The organism is Bradyrhizobium sp. WCU1 (genome assembly GCF_053474805.1).
In genome coordinates this window covers 3,194,624-3,213,188 of the sequence record NZ_CM130280.1, presented here as the reverse complement: position 1 = coordinate 3,213,188, position 18,565 = coordinate 3,194,624, and the positions used below count along the sequence as shown (strand labels likewise).

At 66.1% G+C, this 18,565-nt stretch carries 18 protein-coding genes; 16 read left to right on the top strand and 2 right to left on the bottom strand.

Annotated elements, in window-relative coordinates:
• Nucleotides 1-31: 31 nt before the first annotated feature.
• On the bottom strand, nucleotides 32-1,189 hold the full coding sequence (locus ACTUWL_RS14945) for an IS110 family transposase (RefSeq protein ID WP_203368952.1): 1,158 nt from the start codon (nucleotides 1,187-1,189) through the stop codon (nucleotides 32-34).
• 223 nt (nucleotides 1,190-1,412) lie between these two features.
• Between ACTUWL_RS14945 and ACTUWL_RS14940 the strand changes: the two genes are divergently transcribed.
• Complete coding sequence (locus ACTUWL_RS14940; protein WP_203368953.1) at nucleotides 1,413-2,363, top strand: ArdC family protein; 951 nt, start codon at nucleotides 1,413-1,415, stop codon at nucleotides 2,361-2,363.
• Between the two features lie 4 nt (nucleotides 2,364-2,367).
• On the opposite strand, the gene ACTUWL_RS14935 is transcribed toward ACTUWL_RS14940, so the two are convergent.
• On the bottom strand, nucleotides 2,368-3,621 hold the full coding sequence (locus tag ACTUWL_RS14935) for a hypothetical protein (RefSeq protein WP_203368954.1): 1,254 nt from the start codon (nucleotides 3,619-3,621) through the stop codon (nucleotides 2,368-2,370).
• A gap of 227 nt (nucleotides 3,622-3,848) precedes the next feature.
• Between ACTUWL_RS14935 and ACTUWL_RS14930 the strand changes: the two genes are divergently transcribed.
• The 15 genes from ACTUWL_RS14930 (at nucleotide 3,849) to ACTUWL_RS14860 (ending at nucleotide 18,462) form a co-directional block, all read left to right on the top strand.
• The gene (locus tag ACTUWL_RS14930) at nucleotides 3,849-5,990 is read left to right on the top strand and encodes a ParB/RepB/Spo0J family partition protein (protein ID WP_203369109.1); all 2,142 of its coding nucleotides are present in this window, start codon (nucleotides 3,849-3,851) and stop codon (nucleotides 5,988-5,990) included.
• A gap of 103 nt (nucleotides 5,991-6,093) precedes the next feature.
• Complete coding sequence (locus tag ACTUWL_RS14925) at nucleotides 6,094-6,573, top strand: DUF6878 family protein (protein WP_203368955.1); 480 nt, start codon at nucleotides 6,094-6,096, stop codon at nucleotides 6,571-6,573.
• Nucleotides 6,574-6,583: 10 nt separating this feature from the next.
• Complete coding sequence (locus tag ACTUWL_RS14920) at nucleotides 6,584-6,961, top strand: DUF6915 family protein (protein WP_203368956.1); 378 nt, start codon at nucleotides 6,584-6,586, stop codon at nucleotides 6,959-6,961.
• 1 nt (nucleotide 6,962) lies between these two features.
• On the top strand, nucleotides 6,963-7,157 hold the full coding sequence (locus tag ACTUWL_RS14915; protein ID WP_203368957.1) for a hypothetical protein: 195 nt from the start codon (nucleotides 6,963-6,965) through the stop codon (nucleotides 7,155-7,157).
• 71 nt (nucleotides 7,158-7,228) lie between these two features.
• Complete coding sequence (locus ACTUWL_RS14910; protein WP_203368958.1) at nucleotides 7,229-7,645, top strand: hypothetical protein; 417 nt, start codon at nucleotides 7,229-7,231, stop codon at nucleotides 7,643-7,645.
• Nucleotides 7,642-7,914 (top strand): hypothetical protein, encoded by a 273-nt coding sequence (locus ACTUWL_RS14905; RefSeq protein WP_203368959.1) that lies wholly within the window; start codon nucleotides 7,642-7,644, stop codon nucleotides 7,912-7,914. The genes ACTUWL_RS14910 and ACTUWL_RS14905 overlap by 4 nt, the downstream gene beginning before the upstream one ends.
• A 69-nt stretch (nucleotides 7,915-7,983) precedes the next feature.
• Nucleotides 7,984-8,394, top strand: a complete 411-nt coding sequence (locus ACTUWL_RS14900) for a hypothetical protein (protein WP_203368960.1) — start codon at nucleotides 7,984-7,986, stop codon at nucleotides 8,392-8,394.
• Nucleotides 8,387-9,031, top strand: a complete 645-nt coding sequence (locus ACTUWL_RS14895; protein WP_203368961.1) for an antitoxin of toxin-antitoxin stability system — start codon at nucleotides 8,387-8,389, stop codon at nucleotides 9,029-9,031. Before ACTUWL_RS14900 ends, ACTUWL_RS14895 begins: the two co-directional genes overlap by 8 nt.
• Before the next feature lie 176 nt (nucleotides 9,032-9,207).
• Nucleotides 9,208-9,516, top strand: a complete 309-nt coding sequence (locus ACTUWL_RS14890; protein ID WP_203369111.1) for a DUF4326 domain-containing protein — start codon at nucleotides 9,208-9,210, stop codon at nucleotides 9,514-9,516.
• Nucleotides 9,517-9,613: 97 nt separating this feature from the next.
• The gene (locus ACTUWL_RS14885; protein WP_203369110.1) at nucleotides 9,614-13,948 is read left to right on the top strand and encodes a strawberry notch family protein; all 4,335 of its coding nucleotides are present in this window, start codon (nucleotides 9,614-9,616) and stop codon (nucleotides 13,946-13,948) included.
• Nucleotides 13,948-15,003, top strand: coding sequence for a DUF7146 domain-containing protein (locus ACTUWL_RS14880; RefSeq protein ID WP_203368962.1), 1,056 nt, complete (start codon nucleotides 13,948-13,950; stop codon nucleotides 15,001-15,003). Before ACTUWL_RS14885 ends, ACTUWL_RS14880 begins: the two co-directional genes overlap by 1 nt.
• Nucleotides 15,004-15,328: 325 nt before the next feature.
• Entirely contained in the window at nucleotides 15,329-16,258 is a 930-nt protein-coding gene (locus ACTUWL_RS14875) for a DUF2493 domain-containing protein (protein WP_203369112.1), read from the top strand.
• 526 nt (nucleotides 16,259-16,784) lie between these two features.
• Nucleotides 16,785-16,952 carry a hypothetical protein gene (locus ACTUWL_RS14870; RefSeq protein WP_203368963.1) on the top strand — a complete coding sequence of 56 codons (168 nt, stop codon included), beginning with the start codon at nucleotides 16,785-16,787 and terminating at the stop codon, nucleotides 16,950-16,952.
• 148 nt (nucleotides 16,953-17,100) lie between these two features.
• Nucleotides 17,101-17,541: a hypothetical protein gene (locus tag ACTUWL_RS14865; protein WP_203368964.1), complete on the top strand. Its 441-nt coding sequence runs from the start codon at nucleotides 17,101-17,103 to the stop codon at nucleotides 17,539-17,541.
• 594 nt (nucleotides 17,542-18,135) lie between these two features.
• A complete protein-coding gene (locus ACTUWL_RS14860) occupies nucleotides 18,136-18,462 on the top strand; it encodes a DUF736 domain-containing protein (protein ID WP_203368965.1) in 327 nt (108 codons plus the stop codon).
• Nucleotides 18,463-18,565 lie beyond the last annotated feature (103 nt).

Below are 18,565 nucleotides of genomic sequence, written 5' to 3'. Positions count from 1 at the left end.
ACTCTGTCGTTCCTGGGGGTCTGCGCCTCCCTCAAGCCGCGCGCAGGACTATGCCGTCCGGCACGGCGCCGGTGGTCACCAATCGCCAGAAGGCGATCAGCAGCTTGCGGGCCAGGGCGACGATCATCTTTTTGCGCCCTGTCGGCGCTGCCTCGGTTCGGAAGCGATACCAGGCCGCCAGACCGCTGCCCTTCTGGAACATCAGGAACCGCCAGGCCAACTGGATGAGGCCGCGGCGCACGCGGGCGTTGCCGGACTTGGCCAGGCCCTTCTCACGTCGTCGGGCGCCGCTCTCGTCCGGCGAGCCGGTCAGACCGGCGTAGCGCGCGACGGCCCGCCGATCGCGCAGCGGCCGCGACAGGACCTCCTGGACCAGCATGTCGGCGGTCTCAAGCCCGACGCCGACGACACGGGCCAGAAGCACAACCATGGCGTTGGACCGCGACTGCGGTGCTTGCTGTAGGCGGGCCAGCCGATCGCGCTCAATAGCCTCGATCTGCTCGCGCACTACGGCCAGGCGGGCGAGATCACGGCGGATCTCGTCCAGCGTGTTGGGCGGCAGGGCACTGCCCTCCGGCGTGACCAAGGTCTCCAGCTGCTTGGCCGCCCGACGCAGCGCCGGGTTAAAGCCGCGCACGCCGAGCCGAAGTAGGCCAGACTTGACGCTGTTGATGATCCGGGTCCGCTCGCCGACGAGGCTCTCGCGCTCGCGGCTTGGCCGCTTGGCGTCCTCCTCCTCGAGGCTTGGGATAGCGACCATGCTGCAGTGGCCGCGCTCGCCGCGCAGCCAGCCGAAGAACACCCGCATGAGCATGGCCGAGTCCAACCGGTCGGTCTTCGAGCGGCGATGCTCGCGCGACACTGCCACGCTAGTCGGATGGATGACGTGGGTTTCAATGCCTCGAGCCTGCAACCACCTGGCCAACCAGAACCCGTCGCGGCCGGCCTCGTAGGCAACGATCATCCGACCGATCTGTCGACCGGCGGCCTCGGCCTCGATCCGCCATCGCGTCAGCAACTGCCCCAGCGCCGCCGGATCGGGGTCCAGCTTCTTCAGCGGCCGGCGGGCGACGCCCGGTAATGTGCCGGCGACCAACCAGCTCGTGTTACTCAGCTCGATCACTGCGACCACTGCGGACTCTTGGTCAAAGGCCACAAGCGAGCGGCTCAGATCATCGACCGGCTTCATCGGGGGCGTCTCCGTGGGGGTGAAAGATGCGACGATGCTCTCAGATCTTCAGCACCGGCCCCATAGCTTCTTCCCCTGCGGCCGAGCCGAGGTCTCTGCCGACCCCTTCTGCGGGGCAGGCCGCCCCGCAACGCCCCGCCGAGAGTGAGAGTGCGGACGGGATTTGCCGTGACGGGTTGAGGGCTGGGAGAGAGGCTCCCGGCGCCCGTCGCGGAGACCCGCGATGTCCAAGCACCGCCACGAGGCCGGCCCTGGCCGCGCCAGCCTGTACGACGAGATCACCACAAAGATTATCAGCGAGTTGGAGGCTGGCTCCCTGCCTTGGGTCCAGCCCTGGGGAACGGCGGCGGCGAAGGCGCCGCTCGCCATGCCTAAGAATGCCGTTACCGGCAGACAGTATTCGGGGATTAACGTCTTGATCCTCTGGGGCGCCGTGATCGAGCACGGCTTCTCCGCCCAGAGTTGGCTTACCTTTCGCCAGGCGCTTGCGCTCGGCGGCAACGTGCGCAAGGGCGAACACGGCACCACCGTCGTCTATGCCGACCGCTTCACGCCCCAGGACGAAAAGCGGCGCGCCCGCGAGACCGGCGAGGAGGCGGCCGCGATCCCGTTCCTGAAGCGATTCACCGTCTTCAACGCTGCCCAATGCGAGAACCTGCCGGCCGAGATTGCTGCCGCTGCGCCACCGCCGCCACCGGACCTGATCGAACCGAGGGTCGAGGCGCTGATCCGGGCGACCGGCATCGACTTCCGCATCGGCGGCAACCGCGCCTTCTACGCGCCGGGCCCGGACTTCGTGATGGTGCCGCCGCCACAGGCCTATTTCGAGCCGATCAACTGGCACCGGACGGCCCTCCACGAAGTCGGCCACGCCAGCGGCCATTCCTCCCGCCTCAATCGCGACCTGACCGGGTCCTTCGGCACCAAGAAGTATGCGTTCGAAGAGTTGATCGCCGAGATGAACGCCGCCTTCTGCTGCGCCTCGCTCGGCATCATCCCGACCGTGCGCCATGCCGACTATATCGGCTCATGGCTCGAGGTGCTGCGCGAGGATAACCGCGCCATCGTGCGCGCGGCGTCGCAGGCGAGCAAGGCGGCTGACTGGATCCTGAGCTTTCTGCCCGATCACGACCGCGTCCTCGGCGAGGCTGATAGTGAACGAGCGGCGGCGTGACGGGTTAGCGCGGGGGCAGTTGGTTCGCCGCAACGATGGCGTCCGTGAGAACCTTCGACCGGTCCACCGCCGCCAGGTCATAGAAGTCGATGAGAAAATCTCTGAGGGCGGACGTCCACTCCGTCGCGTCGAAGCTGCCTAGTTGGAACGACCGGCAAAAGCTGTCCTTTCGGATCGGTCCCGCATATTCCCCCGAAGGAAATTCGACACTGGGCACAAGCAGGTGCTGATTCGTCAGGCCGACTGCTCCGAACTCGACGGTAAAGGGCGGGCGGAGCTTGAGTTCTCTCTCGTAAACAAGACGGTGGTTCTCCAAAGCCGCCACGAACGCCTTTTCCACGCCGATCGCCGCGACAAATGACGGGTTGCCCGTTCTGAACGGCTCTTCGCTCGCGCCCCAAAGTTCGCCGGTCTCGAAGATCTGGGTGAAGCTTGTAATACCGTCGCCATGTGGCTGGAGATTGATAGCGCCCCAGTCGTTGCGGTTGTGCGGGGACGTGATCACGCGCTGCAGCGGCATCAATCGCTGGGCGACCTCAATTGCCCGGCTCAAGCCGACACGTGGCTGATCCGCATAGGTCGGATAGAGCCGCAGAAAGATGGCCCGATTTCTTTTGAACCGCATCTCCTGCTCGCCGGGATAGCCGAAATTCACCAGCACATCGCCGGGCTGAAAGAAAAAGGCGGGCGGCCGGACCGGTGCGGTGGGCACAAACGGATTATCCGTGCGCGCTTTGCTGAGAATATTCTGGGCCATCAACCTCATGATGGCTTCAAACTTTTCGGAGAGGACCGCCCGGGCTGCACGCCGTGCTCCGTCGGGGCTAGCGGGCGGCAAATCATACTGGGTGGGATGGCGAACATGACCCAGGTCGAACGGCAGCTCAGTTGGCGCGCCATAATGTGTGTTCATGACCGGCATCATCGCCTCGAACGTCAGCGCGCGAAGCGCGTAGCCATATTCGGCCATGACGTTGGGGTTGGGGGTCAGCTTACCCGCGTCGGTTTGCGCGATGAAGGTCAGGTCCGGCACGAAAATGTCTGATGCGCCAATCTTTTTGAGGATCGTTTCAGTCACCGGGGGCGTGCCCAGGATGCCCTCCGTATCCGCATCGACCTTAATCTCAACCGCCAGGGCATCATCGTCATTGATGCGCTTGGCGGCTTCGTCGAGAGCGCGACGGATGAAGTGTCGATTTCCTTTCTGATCCCGGTCGCTCTGCCAAGCGTAGAAGACCGTGATGATCCGTTTTGCCATTACGCTTCATCCCCGACGAACGTGCCCTGACGCCATCTTAGCAATGGAGCGGCTCTTTAAGGGAGGTCCCGCGCGCCGCCTGTTCCTGCGGGCACCGGCGGCCGGGGGCTTCTACCGCGGCGCCAGGGCCCGCGCGGCGGTCCGAAAGGAAGAGGGCTGCGCCGGTCTTCGTGACGGGTTGGAAGCCGAGAGAGAGTCTCCCGGCGCCCGTCGCGGAGTACATCCCGATGGCTATCGCTGTTCAGAAGATCACCCTGTCGTCCTCGCGCGACATCCCCTTCAACAAGCTGGTTCTGTCCCAGTCCAACGTCCGGCGCGTGAAGGCCGGCGTCTCCATCGAGGAGCTGGCCGAGGACATCGCAAGGCGCACCCTGCTTCAGAGCCTCAACGTCCGGCCGGTTCTCGACGCCGAGGGCGCCGAGACCGGCATGTTCGAGATTCCGGCCGGCGGCCGCCGCTACCGGGCGCTCGAGCTGCTGGTGAAGCAGAAGCGGCTGGCGAAGACCGCGCCGGTTCCGTGCGTGGTCCGCGATCCTGGCACCGACATCCTCGGCGAGGACGATTCACTGGCCGAGAACATCCAGCGTGCGCCGTTGCATCCGCTCGACCAGTTCCGCGCCTTCCAGGCCCTGCGTGAGAAGGGGCGCTCCGAGGAAGACATCGCCGCTGCATTCTTCGTCGGCGTGAATGTCGTGAAGCAGCGCCTGCGCCTGGCGTCGGTCTCGCCGACCCTGCTCGACCTCTACGCCGAGGACGGCATGTCGCTGGAGCAGTTGATGGCGTTCACTGTCACGTCCGACCACACACGCCAAGAGCAGGTTTGGCAGGCCGTCTCCGGATCCTGGCAGAAGGAACCCTATCAGATCCGCCGCATGCTGACGGAGAAGACGGTGCGTGCCTCGGACCGCCGGGCAGTGTTCGTCGGTCTCGATGCCTACGAGGCGGCCGGTGGCGTAGTGCTGCGCGACTTGTTCCAGTCCGACGACGGCGGCTGGCTCGAAGACGTGGCGCTGCTCGATGGCCTCTTCACTGAGAAGCTGAAGACCGAGGCCGAGAAGATCGCGGCCGAAGGCTGGAAGTGGATCGAGGTCGCGGCCGACTTCCCCTATGGCCACACGCGCGGACTCCGCGCGTTGGAGGGAGTTGCCGCCGATCTTTCGCCCGAGGAACAGGCGACGATCGACGCGCTCAACGCCGAATATGCCAAGCTCGAAGCCGAGTATGACGGGGCAGACGAGCTGCCCGACGAGGTGGACGAACGGCTCGGCGAAATCGAAACGGCGCTCGCCGCCTTCGACGATCGTCCCGTCACTTTCGACCCCACCGACACCGCCCGTGCCGGCGTCTTCGTCAGCATCGATTCCGAAGGTGCTCTGTCCGTCGACCGTGGCTACGTCCGTCCCGAGGATGAGGCGCCCATCGTGGAGCCCGGACAGGAAGGCGATGATGAAACCGGCGCGGCAAGCCCAGATGGCGTGGAACCCGGCGCGCCGGTGATCCAGCGCGCGGTCATCACTATCGGCGGCCAAGTTTCCGAACCGGAGGACGAGGACGACGACGTGGTGAAGCCGCTGCCGGACCGCCTTGTGACCGAGCTGACTGCGGAACGGACGCTGGCGCTGCGCGACAAGCTCGCGACCACGCCGTCGGTCGCGTTCCAGGCGGTTCTGCACAAGTTCTGCCTGGATGTCTTCTCGCGCTACTTCGCCTCCGGCAGCGCCATGGAGGTCGCCATTCGCAGCGTCACCTTCCCGATCCAGGCGCAGGGTCTGAAGGATACGCCGACGGCCAAGACGATCTCCGAACGCCACAAAAGCTGGGAGGAACGGCTGCCGAAGGATCGAGCCGATCTCTGGGACTGGCTCACCACCCTGACCGGCGACGACCAGGCCGCCCTCTTCGCGCATTGCGCCTCGTTCGGGGTCAACGCGCTCTACGAGAAGGCCGACCGCTACGGTGCCGGCATTTCGTCCCACGGTGTCGAGCATCGCATCGGCGAGGCCAACCGCATCGCCCGGGCCGTCGGTCTCGACATGGTGGAGGCCGGATGGCGTCCGACCGTCGAGAACTATCTCGGCCGCGTGCCGAAGCGCCGCATCCTGGAAGCGGTTCGCGAAGGCGCAGGCGAGCGTGCCGCCCAGCTCATCGACCATCTGAAGAAGGGCGACATGGCCAAGGAGGCCGAGCGGCTTCTCGCCGACAGCTTCTGGCTGCCTGAGCCGCTGCGCACCGTCGACGACGACGCGCCGTCGGTCGATCAGGTCGGCGACGAAGGCGAGGCCGAGGCGCTGCCGGAATTCCTCGCCGGAGACGACGACGAGCCTTCAGAGCAAGCAGAAGACGAGCCGCAGACGATCGCGGCTGAGTAACCCGATCGCGCGGGGCGGTTTCGGCCGTCCCGCGCATCCTTTCCCCTCAACCAATCCGACAGCCCCGCCCACGCGCCGGGCGCTTTTGTTTCAGGAAACCACCATGACCAACACATCCGACACCACGTCTGAATCCCAGGCTCCGCTTTCCGAATGGGAGATGAAGGCCGCGGCCCGAGCCAAGCTTGATGCCGAACTGTTTGCCCTCAACAAGACCGCGCTACTCGACGCACTGGCGTTCGCCGGCATCACCCGCGTCGTCGTCAGCTTCGACGGCTACGGCGACTCCGGTCAGATCGAAAATGTGGAAGCTCAGGCCGGCGACGATTCCGTCACCATGCCTGGCGCGACCATCGAATTCGCCGAGGCCGTCGGGGACCAGACCGAGCCGAAGCGCTCGTCGGTGAGCATCTCCGACGCCGTCGAGAGCCTGGCCTATGACGTTCTCGAAAAGACGCATTGCGGCTGGGAGAATGGCGACGGCGCTTATGGCGACGTCATCTTCGATGTCGCGGAAGGCGCGATCACGCTCGATTACAACGAGCGCTACACCGCCTCCGAAAACCACACCCACACCTTCTGAGGAGGCGGCCATGGGACACTGCTATCACCACGCCCTCTCGTCGGTCAGGAAATGGGGCGGGACCGCTGAAGACTACCTGCCGCTGCACCAATGGTTCGATGAGTCGAAGGCGATCACCGCCGACTTCCGCCACCGGGCGCTGCGGCATCACGCCGAAGGCATTTTCATGCTGGAACGCTTCTTCGGCCCGACGATCACGATCTCGACCGGCCGCGTCGTGCCTGTGCGCCTGATCGGCGAACAGCACGTCGTTGAGGATCTTGGTTTCATTCCGAGCTTCGCCGACTGGGTGCGCTGCATCCGACCCGAACCCTGGATGGGCCGCGCGCAGCCGATCCACAAACTCGTCGATCCGTTCGCGGTGGTCGGCTCAGCCGCCGGAGGCTGAGATGTACGGAACCTATCTCCGCCTCGACGTCACGGTTCATGACGGATGGCGGGCCGTCGTGCGCGCCGCTGCGCGCAAGCTGAAGCCGCGCGCCCGCCGTGATCCGGCGCTCAGAGGCGAGCGTCATCGTTTCTATCGCCAGATGCTCGCCTACCACGATCAGGCCCAGGAGATGGTTCGAGCCTGGCGCCTCTGACGCCGCATTACATGCTTCGTTTCCACCCAAAGCCCGCCCCAGCCGGGCTTTTCGCATTTCTGGAGGTCATCATGCCAATCTTCACGATCGAAGCTACCTACCGGATTCCGATCTACCGCCAGCGCGGCTACGAAGCCGATACACTCGCGGAAGCCTGCCGCCTCGCCATCGAAGACGATGATTGGGAAGGGCAGAAAGAGGACTACGAAACCGCCGGCGAGACCTATGTGACCGGCATCTGGCCGGGCGACGTATCGCCATACAGCGTCCCGGCGCTCCCCGTTCCCTCGCACCTCGGCGAGAGCCTCCAGCGCAAGGCCGAGCACTTCGAAGTCCTGCTCGGCTTGCTCAAGATCTTCGCCCACGCACCCGAGGGTGATCCGGCGGACGATCTGGCCTGGCGACAACGCGCGCACGCCGCGATCACCAAGGCCGAAGCGATCCTCGCCGGGGCGCGCGATCCCGACGGTGATGGAGGCACGTCGTGACCGAATACATCGTCAAGATCACCTTCTGGCTGCGCGCCTTCGACAGCGTGACGCTCGAAGCCGCGACTGACGCCGAGGCCATCGAGAAGGCGAAGGCCTCCGCACGGATCGCGATGGAATCCATCGCATACCCCGAGCACATCGACACTGACGAACGGCGCGAGGGCGTCATCGCCTACATCGACCGGATCGATCCGGACGGTCATGAGCCCGTCATCGAGGATGCCGAGTTCGACGACGACCGTATCCACGGTCCGCCCGCCGCCTGATCCCAAACACACACAAACCCACCCGAAGCCCGGCCCCGCGCCGGGTTTTCGCCTTTTACGGAGACTGCCATGGCCGACTATTTCACCCATTTCTCGTGCCTTCTCGATGTCGGCACGCCCGAGAACGCGGCCCGCGCCCTCGACCTCTACGCCAACGCACCCGAGGACGAAGATGGCCTTGGCTTCTCGGACGGCTTCGACCTTTCCATCCAGAGCGATGGCGGAGCAGAGCTTTGGATTCACGACGACTGCTCGGGCGATCCCGAGCGGGTGATCGAATTCGTCCTGCTCTGCGCGGAGCAATTCGACCTCAAAGGTCTTTGGGGGTTCGAGTACGCCAACACATGCTCGCGTCCGCGCCTGGACGCCTTCGGTGGTGGCGCGCATGTCATCGACCTCGGCGTCCGCGAGACCATCTGTTGGGTCAGCACCAACGAATGGCTCGTCATCGCTCTCGACGGAGGCGATCCCGATGCCTGAGATCATAGAAACCACCGTCTATCGCCTGGACGAACTTTCCGACGAGGCGAAGGACAAAGCCCGCGCATGGTATCGGCAAGTCGGCCTCGACCATGACTGGTTCGAGTTCGTCTATGACGATTTTGAACGGATCTGCGCCATCCTCGGCGTCGACCTAAAGACCGTGCCGGTCCGTCTCTATGGCGGCGGCACGGGGCAAAAGCCCTGCATCTGGTTCTCGGGCTTTTGGAGTCACGGCGATGGTGCCTGTTTCGAGGGGCGCTACAGCCACGCGACCGGCGCGCCGCGGGCGATCCGCGATCATGCGCCGAAGGACAATGAGCTCCATCGGATCGCCGATGTCCTTCAGGCAATCCAGCGCCGGAACTTCTACCAGCTCCACGCCACCGTGACGCATCGCGACCGCTACTACCACGAATACAGCATGGCGATCTCGGTCGAACGCGACAGCCCGACCCGGCAAGACATGACCGCTGACACGGAGGAAATCGTCATCGAGGCGCTGCGCGATCTCGCCCGTTGGCTCTATCGCCAGCTCGAGCGCGAATACGACTATCTCGCCTCGGACGAGTCCGTCGACGATGCCATCACCGCCAACGCTTACACCTTCGCCGCAGCCGGCCACCGTTTCGGCTGATCGTCGGCATTTCGCTCTCCGAACCTTGTGACGCAGCCCACGACCCTCGGGCGTGTCTTGCCTGGACGTCGCGCTGCGCCGGTCAACGGGCAAGCCGTTTCCGCGCGGGGCGCGTGACCGTCGCCGCTCTACGCCGTCCGTCGCCGAGACCGCCCAACGGATCGGAGGCGAAGCAGATCTGCAAGGTTCTCAACAAGCGAGTGACTGGCGTTCCAGCCGGAGCCGTCTACATCGGTCGCGGCAGCAAATGGGGCAATCCGTTTCGGATTGGCCCCGACGGCGATCGGGCCGCCGTCATCGTGAAGCACGAACGCTGGCTCGCAGATCAGCACCATCTGCTGCGCGCGCTCGACGAGCTGCGCGGTCGCGACCTCGTCTGCTTCTGCGCGCCGCTCCCCTGCCACGGCGATCTCCTATATCGGCTGGCCAACGCCAGCCGCGACGAGCGGATCGCGTGGTGGCGGTCCGTGAAGGTGGCGGCGTGATGAGAGGAAGAGGGCGGCCGGGACGGGTTTGAGCCGGTGCGGTCGAAGAGAGAGCGCCGACCGGCTCGTCCGCTCCCGCTCTCCCGAGGCTCCCTTCATGAACGACCTTTCTCCGATCGCGGCCGACCAGGCCGCGCCACTGTCGCCTGTTCCTCATCCTGACGCGGCCGGCGCGATCATCGCCGCCGCAGAGCGACTCCTACCTTACCTCGAGCGCGGCCAGCGCATCGATGCCGCGATCCTACGCGCCGCCATGGAAGCGGCCTTCGGCGCTTCCGACGCTTCTGGCGCCTGGGACTGGAAAACGGCCTACGAATCCTGCGAGGCGGCGACCATCCTCTTCCTGCGCAAATACGGAAAGGCGCTGTTCCGCAAAGCCGACTCTCCGGGTTTGCGTCTTTCCGCCCTGGCCAAGATCACCGGCCTGCTTCCCGCCCACACCCGCCGCTCGTCCGAGAGCGAGGCTTTCCAACAGTTCTCGACGCCGACCCCCCTCGGCCTGGCGGCCCTGACTGCGGCCGCCATCGGGCCGACGGATCGCGTGCTTGAGCCCTCGGCCGGCACCGGACTCCTCGCCATCCTGGCCGAGATCGCCGGCGGCGCACTCGTCCTGAACGAGCTGGCCGAGGTCCGGGCGACGCTGCTTTCCTCTCTCTTTCCGGCCGTCACCGTCACGCGCTTCGACGCCGCCCAGATCGACGATCACCTCGATCCGGCCATCGTCCCGAGCGTCGTGCTGATGAACCCGCCCTTCTCGGCGATGGCCAATGTGGCTGGCCGTATGGCCGATACCACCTATCGCCACATCGCCTCGGCCCTCGCGCGCTTGGCCGAGGGCGGGCGGCTGGTGGCGATCAGCGGCGCGAACTTTTCCCCCGACGCTCCGGCTTGGCGCGACGCCTTCGCCCGACTGCAGGAGCGCGGCCGCATCGTCTTCACCGCCGCGATCGATGGGGCGGTCTATGCCAAGCACGGCACGAGCATCGACACGCGGCTGATCGTCCTCGACAAGGTGCCGGCTGACGACCCGTCCGCGTTACCGGCGTCACGGGGCATGGCGCCCGACGTCGCCACGTTGCTGAGCTGGATCGCGGAGCACATTCCGGCGCGTCTGACGCTCGCGCCCAGCCTCGCCATCCCCGTGTCGGCCGCCGCCGCACCGCGGACGGTGCGCGGCTATCTCGCCCGTGTTGCAGCGGCGCAGCCGGCCAAGCCGTCTGTCGCCGATCCGGAGGCGGTCGATCTCGCCTACGAGACCATCGACTGGACGCCGCCCGAGGGCGCGCATCTCAGCGATGCGATCTATGAGGAATACCGGCTCCAATCGATCCGGATTCCCGGAGCCCAGGCCCATCCCACCAAGCTGGTGCAATCCGCCGCCATGTCCTCGGTCGCGCCGCCGAAGCCGAGCTACCGGCCGCGCCTCCCGATCAGTCTCGTCAGCGAGGCCGTCCTGTCCGACGCCCAGCTCGAGACGGTGATCTATGCCGGCGAGGCACATGGCGACTATCTCGCCGGCGCGTGGACAGTGGACGAAACCTTCGATCTCGTCGCCGCCGCCCGTGACGATGCGCTGAATGCCGTCCGCTTTCGCCGGGGCTTCATGCTGGGCGACGGCACCGGGGCCGGCAAAGGCCGCCAGTCGGCCGGCGTCATCCTGGACAACTGGCTGAAGGGCCGCCGCAAGGCAGTCTGGATCTCCAAGTCCGACAAGCTGCTCGAGGACGCGCAACGCGACTGGTCGGCCCTCGGCATGGAGCGCCTGCTCATCACGCCGCTATCGCGCTTCCCCCAAGGCAAGCCGATCCGGCTGACCGAAGGCGTCCTATTTTTAACCTACGCTACGCTGCGGTCCGACGACCGCGGCGAGAAGCTTTCGCGCGTCCGCCAGATCGTCGAATGGTTGGGCGTCGACTTCGACGGAGTGATCATTTTCGACGAGAGCCATGCCATGCAGAACGCCGGTGGCGGCAAGGGCGACCGCGGCGATGTCGCGCCCTCGCAACAGGGCCGCGCGGGCTTGCGCCTGCAGCACGCGCTGCCCGACGCGCGCGTGGTCTATGTCTCGGCCACTGGCGCGACCACCGTCCACAATCTCGCCTATGCCCAGCGGCTCGGCCTCTGGGGAGGCGAGGACTTCCCCTTCGCCACCCGAGCCGAGTTCGTCGAGGCGATCGAGGATGGCGGTGTCGCCGCCATGGAAGTGCTCGCCCGCGATCTGCGTTCGCTCGGTCTCTACACGGCCCGCTCGCTCTCCTATGACGGCGTCGAATACGAGCTGGTCGAGCACTCGCTCACCGACGAGCAGCGCCGCATCTACGACGCCTATGCCGGCGCGTTCGCCATCATCCACAACCATCTCGACGCCGCGATGCAGGCCGCCAACATCACCGGCGAGACCGGCACGTTGAACCGGCAGGCGAAGTCGGCGGCCCGCTCGGCTTTCGAGAGCGCCAAGCAGCGCTTCTTCGGCCACCTGCTGACCTCGATGAAGACGCCGACGCTGATCCGTTCGATCGATCAGGACCTCGCGAACGGCCACGCCGCCGTCATCCAGATCGTCTCGACCGGCGAGGCGTTGATGGAACGCAGGCTCGCCGAGATCCCGACCGAGGAATGGAGCGACGTTCGCGTCGACATCACACCGCGCGAGTACGTCCTCGACTATCTGGCCCATTCCTTCCCGGTGCAGCTCTACGAGCCGTTCACCGACAGCGAGGGCAACCTCTCGTCGCGGCCCGTCTTCCGCGACGGCCAGCCGGTCGAGAGCCGCGAGGCCGTTGCCCGTCGCAACGAGCTGATCGAGCGGCTTGCTTCGCTGCCGCCAGTGCCCGGCGCGCTCGACCAGATCGTCCAGCGCTTCGGCACGGACCTCGTGGCCGAAGTGACCGGACGCTCGCGCCGCGTGGTGCGCAAGGGCGACCGCCTCGTCGTCGAGAACCGCGCCGCCTCCGCCAATCTCGCCGAGACCGCCGCCTTCATGGACGACCTGAAGCGCATCCTCATCTTCTCGGAGGCGGGCGGGACGGGCCGCAGTTACCACGCCGAGCTGTCGGCGCGGAACCGTCGCCTGCGCGTCCACTATCTGCTCGAACCCGGCTGGAAGGCCGACGCAGCGATCCAGGGCCTCGGGCGCACGAACCGCACCAACCAGGCGCAGCCGCCGCTCTTCCGGCCGATCGCCACGGATGTGAAGGCCGAGAAGCGCTTCCTCTCGACCATCGCCCGTCGCTTGGACACGCTGGGCGCCATCACCCGCGGTCAGCGCCAGACCGGCGGACAGGGATTGTTCAGGCCCGAAGACAATCTGGAATCGCACTACGCCCGCGACGCGCTGCGCCAGCTCTATCTACTGCTGGTGCGCGGCAAGATTGAAGATTGCTCGCTCCAGATGTTCGAGGACGCCACCGGCCTCAAACTGATGGACGCCAACGGCATCAAGGACGAGCTGCCGCCGATAACGACCTTCCTCAACCGCCTGCTGGCGCTCACCATCGAGCTTCAGGGCGTGCTGTTCACGGCGTTCGAGCAGTTGTTGAACGCCAAGATCGAGGGCGCCATCGCCAGCGGCGTCTATGACGTCGGCCTGGAGACGCTGCGGGCCGAGAGCTTCGTCGTCACCGATCGCCGCGCGATCTACACCCATCCCGCGACGGGCGCAGAGACCCGGTTGCTCACCATCACCGAGCGCCGGCGCAATCATCCGGTGACGCTGGACGACGCGCTCGATCACCTTGCCGATCCCCGCGCGATGCTGCTGATCAACGAGCGCTCGGGCCGGGCCGCCGTGCAGATCCCGGCGCCGAGCATGATGCTCGACGACGGCGAGATCGAACGCCGCGTTCGGCTGATCCGGCCGATGGAGCATCATCACGCCTCGCTTAAGATGATGGACGAGAGCCGTTGGCAGGCGGCCGACCGCGAGGCTTTCGCCGCGACATGGGCTCGCGAAGTGTCGGAGGTGCCCGAGTTCGCCGACAGCACGATCCACATCGTCGCCGGCTTGCTGCTCCCAATCTGGAAGCGCATGCCAAACGAGTCGACGCGCGTCTATCGGCTACAGACCGACGCAGGCGAACGCATCATCGGCCGCAGGGTCTCAGCCGTTTGGGCAGCGAACGCCTCGTTGACCGGGGCGACCACCCTGACGCCGGATGCGGCCTTCGCGGCGCTGATCGAGGGGCGGACCGTCCTCGACCTTACCGACGGCCTGCAACTCCATCGGGTGCGCGTCATGGGCGCTCACCGCATCGAGCTGTCTGGCTTCGCCGACGCGATGCGCGACCGCCTGCGCGCCTACGGCCTCTTCAGCGAGATCATCTCCTGGAAGCTGCGCATGTTCGTGCCGACCGATGCGAACGGCGCCGGGGTGCTCGCGAAGGTGCTCGACCACTATCCGGTCGAGCGTATCGGCGAGCGGGCGGCTGCGTGATGGCGCGCCACGAGGCGTCCGAACTGACACAGCGTCTCGCGCGCGAGGCCGAGGCGGTGTGTCGCCACTACCTCTCTGCTGGACGGCGGGAGGGCCGTTACTGGCTGGTGGGCGATGTGCGCAACACGCCTGGCCGCTCGATGTTCGTCCGGCTCAAGGAATCGGTGAAAGGACCGGCCGGAAAATGGACTGACGCGGCGACCGGCGAGCATGGCGACCTGCTGGACGTGATCCGCGAAAGCTGCGGCCTGATCGACTTCAAGGACGTTGCCAACGAGGCGCGAACCTTCCTCAGCCTCCCGCACCCAGAGCCGGAACCGGATCGCTCCCGATTACGCGCACCAAGCGCCCCTACCGGATCGCCGGAGGCGGCACGTCGATTGTTCGCCATGTCGGAGCCGATTTCTCGGACTCACGTAGAAACGTATCTCCGTAATCGCGGCATTACGGCTTTGCACGGAACCGGAAGCCTGCGCTTCCACCCGCGCTGCTACTATCGGCCGGATGAGCACAGCCCCACCGAGACCTGGCCGGCGATGATCGCCTCCGTCACCGATCTCGCGGGCCATCTCACCGGGGCGCATCGCACCTGGCTCGATCCGGGCGGCTTCTCCGAGGCGACGCTCGGCAAGGCGCCGATCGACACCCCGAGGCGGGCGATGGGCGAACTGCTCGGTCACGCTGTTCGCTTCGGTGTGGCGGGCGAGGTGATGGCGGCTGGCGAGGGCATCGAGACGATGCTGTCGCTCAGGTGCGTGCTGCCCGCAATGCCAATGGTCGCAGCCCTCTCGGCGGCGCATCTCTCGGCCATCTTGCTCCCGGACACATTGCGCCGGCTCTACATCGCCCGCGACGACGATCCTGCCGGTGACGGCGCGATGGCGACGTTGATCGAACGCGCGCAGGAGGCCGGCATCGAGGCGATCGTGATCTCGCCACGGCTCGGGGACTTCAACGAGGATCTCCGCTTGCTCGGGATCGATGCGCTTCGGGCGGCAAGCCGCGTGCAGATCGCGGCGCAGGATGTCGCCCGCTTCATGGATCTGGCGGCATAGCCGAAACGGGGATGGGGCGCGGCAGCGTCGTCGCCATAGGGTCGGCGGTCATGCTTTCCGTCAGCGTCGGAGAGGACCACGCCCACGGCCTTCTGAGAGGGCGATCGGGCGGCAAGCGGCCTGGACCGGCAACCTTGTGGGCCGACTATTTTCCGTCGGCGGCCGAGGCCGCCTTTACATCGCGAGACAAAATAGTCGGCCCTCTTCGGTCCTCCGCCGAGGCTCCGGCCCTCCGCTTCGCTGCGGGTGCAAGTCCATTCCGCCCGCCGCCTTCGTCGCCATGAAGGCCGCGATGGGCGCGGCCGATCCGACGAGGAAAGCCGCGATGACCACCGACCACGACGACCAATTCGAGCCGCACCACAGCTCATCCCCGACCGACCAGGTCCTCCACGAACTCCAGCTCTATGGCTACCGCCCCTTCCACGACGAGCCCGACCCCAGGCCGCTTCCCGAAGCACAGATCCTCGCCGGCAGCATCTCCGACATCTTCGACGCCCTCGTGGTGGCGCTTGCTGACACCCGCCTCGAACCCGACCTCGAGGACCTGCTCTGGTCCACGGTGAACGTCTTTCACCGGGCCATCGACCGGATCGAACGCGACCTCGACGATAACGAGCTGGCGCAGCAACGGTCCCAGCGCGAACAGGACGGCAGTGAGGTCAAGTCCGTCGAACTGGAGCGCCTGACGGCGGAAGGGCAGACGCTGATCGAACGCCGCAACGCCTTCGAGCTGATGCGCGACCAGGCCGCCGACCAATTCGAGCACCACACCCACTCAGCTTGGCGGCCCCGCAACGGGTCGAAGGTCAACCATCGCAACCTCACCGCGGCGATGATCGACAGCCGCGACTTCCTGGCGGCGAAGAGGCGCGCCGACAACCAGGTGCTTCTGCCCGCGGGGCCGAAGGTGGCTCTGACCGGCGGGCTCGACTTCAACGATTACCGGCTGGTCTGGGCCAAGCTCGATCAGGTCCACGCCAAGCACCCGGACATGGTGCTGCTGCACGGCGGCTCGCCCAAGGGCGCCGAGCTGATCGCCGCCAAATGGGCCGACAACCGCAAGGTCCCGCAGATCGCCTTCAAGCCCGACTGGACGAAACACGCCAAGGCCGCGCCGTTCAAGCGCAATGACGCCTTGCTGGAGGTCCTGCCGATCGGGTTGATGCACTTCCCCGGCACCGGCATCCAGGACAACCTCGCCGACAAGGCCAAGAAGCTCGGCATCCCGGTCTGGAAATTCGGCGGCGCGTGAGCGCCGCCTTACCCTTCATGCGTAGTGACGTGGATCCGCCGAGACGGATTATCGGCTTTCCGTAACGCCGCCTTTCATTCCGGTTCACCCGTGACGGCGTCCGGGCCGCACGAGCATAGTGCGCCAACTCCGTATCGTTCTCGATCAGGCCGTCGAGGAGCGCCTTCTTCACCTGGTGCAGGTCGCGTCCCGTGAACTCCGCCATGCCGCATGCCTCAACCATCATGTCGACTCGTTAGGGCAGCTTAGCCGATCGGTCAGCGCACCGTGAGGACAACGAAGTTCCGCGCACGGTCATCGAAGGGCTCCGAGAGGCGACTCCTGCGGGCGGGCGCCACCCCGCGTCTATCTGCGCTGATCCTTGGTCCGGCCAAGGGCCTGACGCCATCAACCCGTGAAGGGTCGGCTTACGCTGAAGCGTGCCGCCGCTCTGTCTTCGCCTTCGCGGTGATTGCGGCCCTCGGCCGGACACATCGGGCGCCTGTCGCGCGGGGATGGCCCCCGCCTCAGCACAGGAGCCGGATCAATGTCTCAAACCCTCGCACTCGCCAACGGCTGGAACCTCGCCACCACCCTCATGGTCTGCGTCGTCGTCTTTCATGCTGACACTGGCAACTACGGCGTCATGCTGGCCGCCGAGTATGACGGCGATCCTGCCGCCGTCGTCCACGAATTCGACCCCTTCCAATCATGAAGGGGCGAACCGCCACGAATGCTGAACCTCAGAGCGCCAGCGGGATTTCTGCTCCCGCTGACGCCCGTTTGCGGCTATATTCGCGGTCGCGCCGTGGTGGTGGTGGAAGGCGCGACCGTCAGACTTTTATCTCACGGAGCGCACCGCCATGATCATCTTTGGACCACTGCTCGTCATCGTCGGCATCGGCTTCTTCTGCTGGCTGCTGTTCAACCTCGCTGTCTTCGCACTGCCCTTTTTCGCCGGCCTGACGATCGGCGTCTGGGCCTTCCACACTGGAGCCGGCGTGCTCGGCGGCATCGCGGTGGGTGTCGTGGCCGGCGGCATAACCTTTGGCCTTGGGCAACTCGCGCTCGCCTTTGTGCCGTGGACTTGGCTTCGGCTTTTGATCGTCCTCCTCTACGTCGCGCCCGCCACCGTCGCCGGCTACTGCGCCACGCATGGAATCGCCCAGATGGCGATGCCTTCACCCACCTGGCAGACTATCTTCGCCATCGTGGGCGCGATCGCCGTCAGCGTCACGGCGTTCGTCCGTTTCACCGGAATGGCCGCGCCCGGACCGGCCGGACAGGGCTTGGCGCGGGGCTGACACCGTCGCGTCGGCGGGGCTGGGTCAGATCAGGCATCCGGCACGCCCGCAGTCCCCGTCATCGAAGCTGACCAGAGAGCGGCTTCGGCGGTGAAGTTCAGCCCGCCATCGCAGAGTGGCCGGAGTCATGGCGGTCGTCTGGGCACTTGGACCAGATGGCGACGCCTGCGAAACCCGGTCAACGGGTCGCATGAAATGGAGCGTGCAGCCTGAGCTTGGGCTTCGAAACGGAAAATCCGTTGGCAGCCAGGACAGGGCTCGGATCGCCGTCGCTTTCACCGGCCGGAGCTTGCGGCGGCTCGATAATCGCCATGTTCCCCTTGATGTCGGCTCTGTCAGGCCGAGCGCACCCAACGGCCTCTTCGATGGACTGATCTGGCCGAAGGCCGGCTAAAGCCTCGACCGCCTAAGGCGCAACAGCGGCGTCACAACTTTCTTCCCCTGCCGGCTGCGCCGTCATTCCTCGCGAAACAAGAAAGTTCCTCCTTTGCTGTCGAGCCCCTTCGGGGTGCGCCGTCGATCGCCCCCGGCCTGTCGATCACCATCGAGGCCGCAATGGTGCGGGCTCGGAAACAGAGATCAAGGAGAACCGCCATGGCGACCATCGGCACCTTCAAGAAGACCGGCTCGAACGAATTCACCGGCGAAATCGTCACCCTCTCGCTCCAGGCCAAGAACGTCCGGATCGTCCCCGAAACCACCCGCTCAGGCGACAACAGCCCCAGCCATCGCGTCTATGTCGGCCGGGTCGAGATCGGCGCCGCCTGGGCCAAGCGCTCCAACGAAGGCCGCGACTATCTGGGCCTCAAGCTCGACGATCCGAGCTTCACCGCCCCGATCTTCGCCAACCTGTTCGATGACGAGGACGGCGAGGGCTACAGCCTGATCTGGTCCCGCCCCAACGGCCGCCGGAGCGACTGACCTCCCTACAATGCCCCGTCCGGCCGATCCGGGCGGGGCATCGACTTTTTCGAGAGTTCCTGGGCCGCCATCGGCCCAGCTCGAACCCAGCGGCGCACGGGGC

Bases quoted from the DNA above. Each gene is read 5' to 3' on its own strand.
- ACTUWL_RS14945 (WP_203368952.1), bottom strand. From the start codon at position 1,189: ATGAAGCCGGTCGATGATCTGAGCCGCTCGCTTGTGGCCTTTGACCAA.
- ACTUWL_RS14930 (WP_203369109.1), top strand. From the start codon at position 3,849: ATGGCTATCGCTGTTCAGAAGATCACCCTGTCGTCCTCGCGCGACATC.
- ACTUWL_RS14935 (WP_203368954.1), bottom strand. From the start codon at position 3,621: ATGGCAAAACGGATCATCACGGTCTTCTACGCTTGGCAGAGCGACCGG.
- ACTUWL_RS14885 (WP_203369110.1), top strand. From the start codon at position 9,614: ATGAACGACCTTTCTCCGATCGCGGCCGACCAGGCCGCGCCACTGTCG.
- ACTUWL_RS14915 (WP_203368957.1), top strand. From the start codon at position 6,963: ATGTACGGAACCTATCTCCGCCTCGACGTCACGGTTCATGACGGATGG.
- ACTUWL_RS14900 (WP_203368960.1), top strand. From the start codon at position 7,984: ATGGCCGACTATTTCACCCATTTCTCGTGCCTTCTCGATGTCGGCACG.
- ACTUWL_RS14925 (WP_203368955.1), top strand. From the start codon at position 6,094: ATGACCAACACATCCGACACCACGTCTGAATCCCAGGCTCCGCTTTCC.
- ACTUWL_RS14895 (WP_203368961.1), top strand. From the start codon at position 8,387: ATGCCTGAGATCATAGAAACCACCGTCTATCGCCTGGACGAACTTTCC.
- ACTUWL_RS14880 (WP_203368962.1), top strand. From the start codon at position 13,948: ATGGCGCGCCACGAGGCGTCCGAACTGACACAGCGTCTCGCGCGCGAG.
- ACTUWL_RS14870 (WP_203368963.1), top strand. From the start codon at position 16,785: ATGTCTCAAACCCTCGCACTCGCCAACGGCTGGAACCTCGCCACCACC.
- ACTUWL_RS14875 (WP_203369112.1), top strand. From the start codon at position 15,329: ATGACCACCGACCACGACGACCAATTCGAGCCGCACCACAGCTCATCC.
- ACTUWL_RS14860 (WP_203368965.1), top strand. From the start codon at position 18,136: ATGGCGACCATCGGCACCTTCAAGAAGACCGGCTCGAACGAATTCACC.
- ACTUWL_RS14910 (WP_203368958.1), top strand. From the start codon at position 7,229: ATGCCAATCTTCACGATCGAAGCTACCTACCGGATTCCGATCTACCGC.
- ACTUWL_RS14920 (WP_203368956.1), top strand. From the start codon at position 6,584: ATGGGACACTGCTATCACCACGCCCTCTCGTCGGTCAGGAAATGGGGC.
- ACTUWL_RS14940 (WP_203368953.1), top strand. From the start codon at position 1,413: ATGTCCAAGCACCGCCACGAGGCCGGCCCTGGCCGCGCCAGCCTGTAC.
- ACTUWL_RS14865 (WP_203368964.1), top strand. From the start codon at position 17,101: ATGATCATCTTTGGACCACTGCTCGTCATCGTCGGCATCGGCTTCTTC.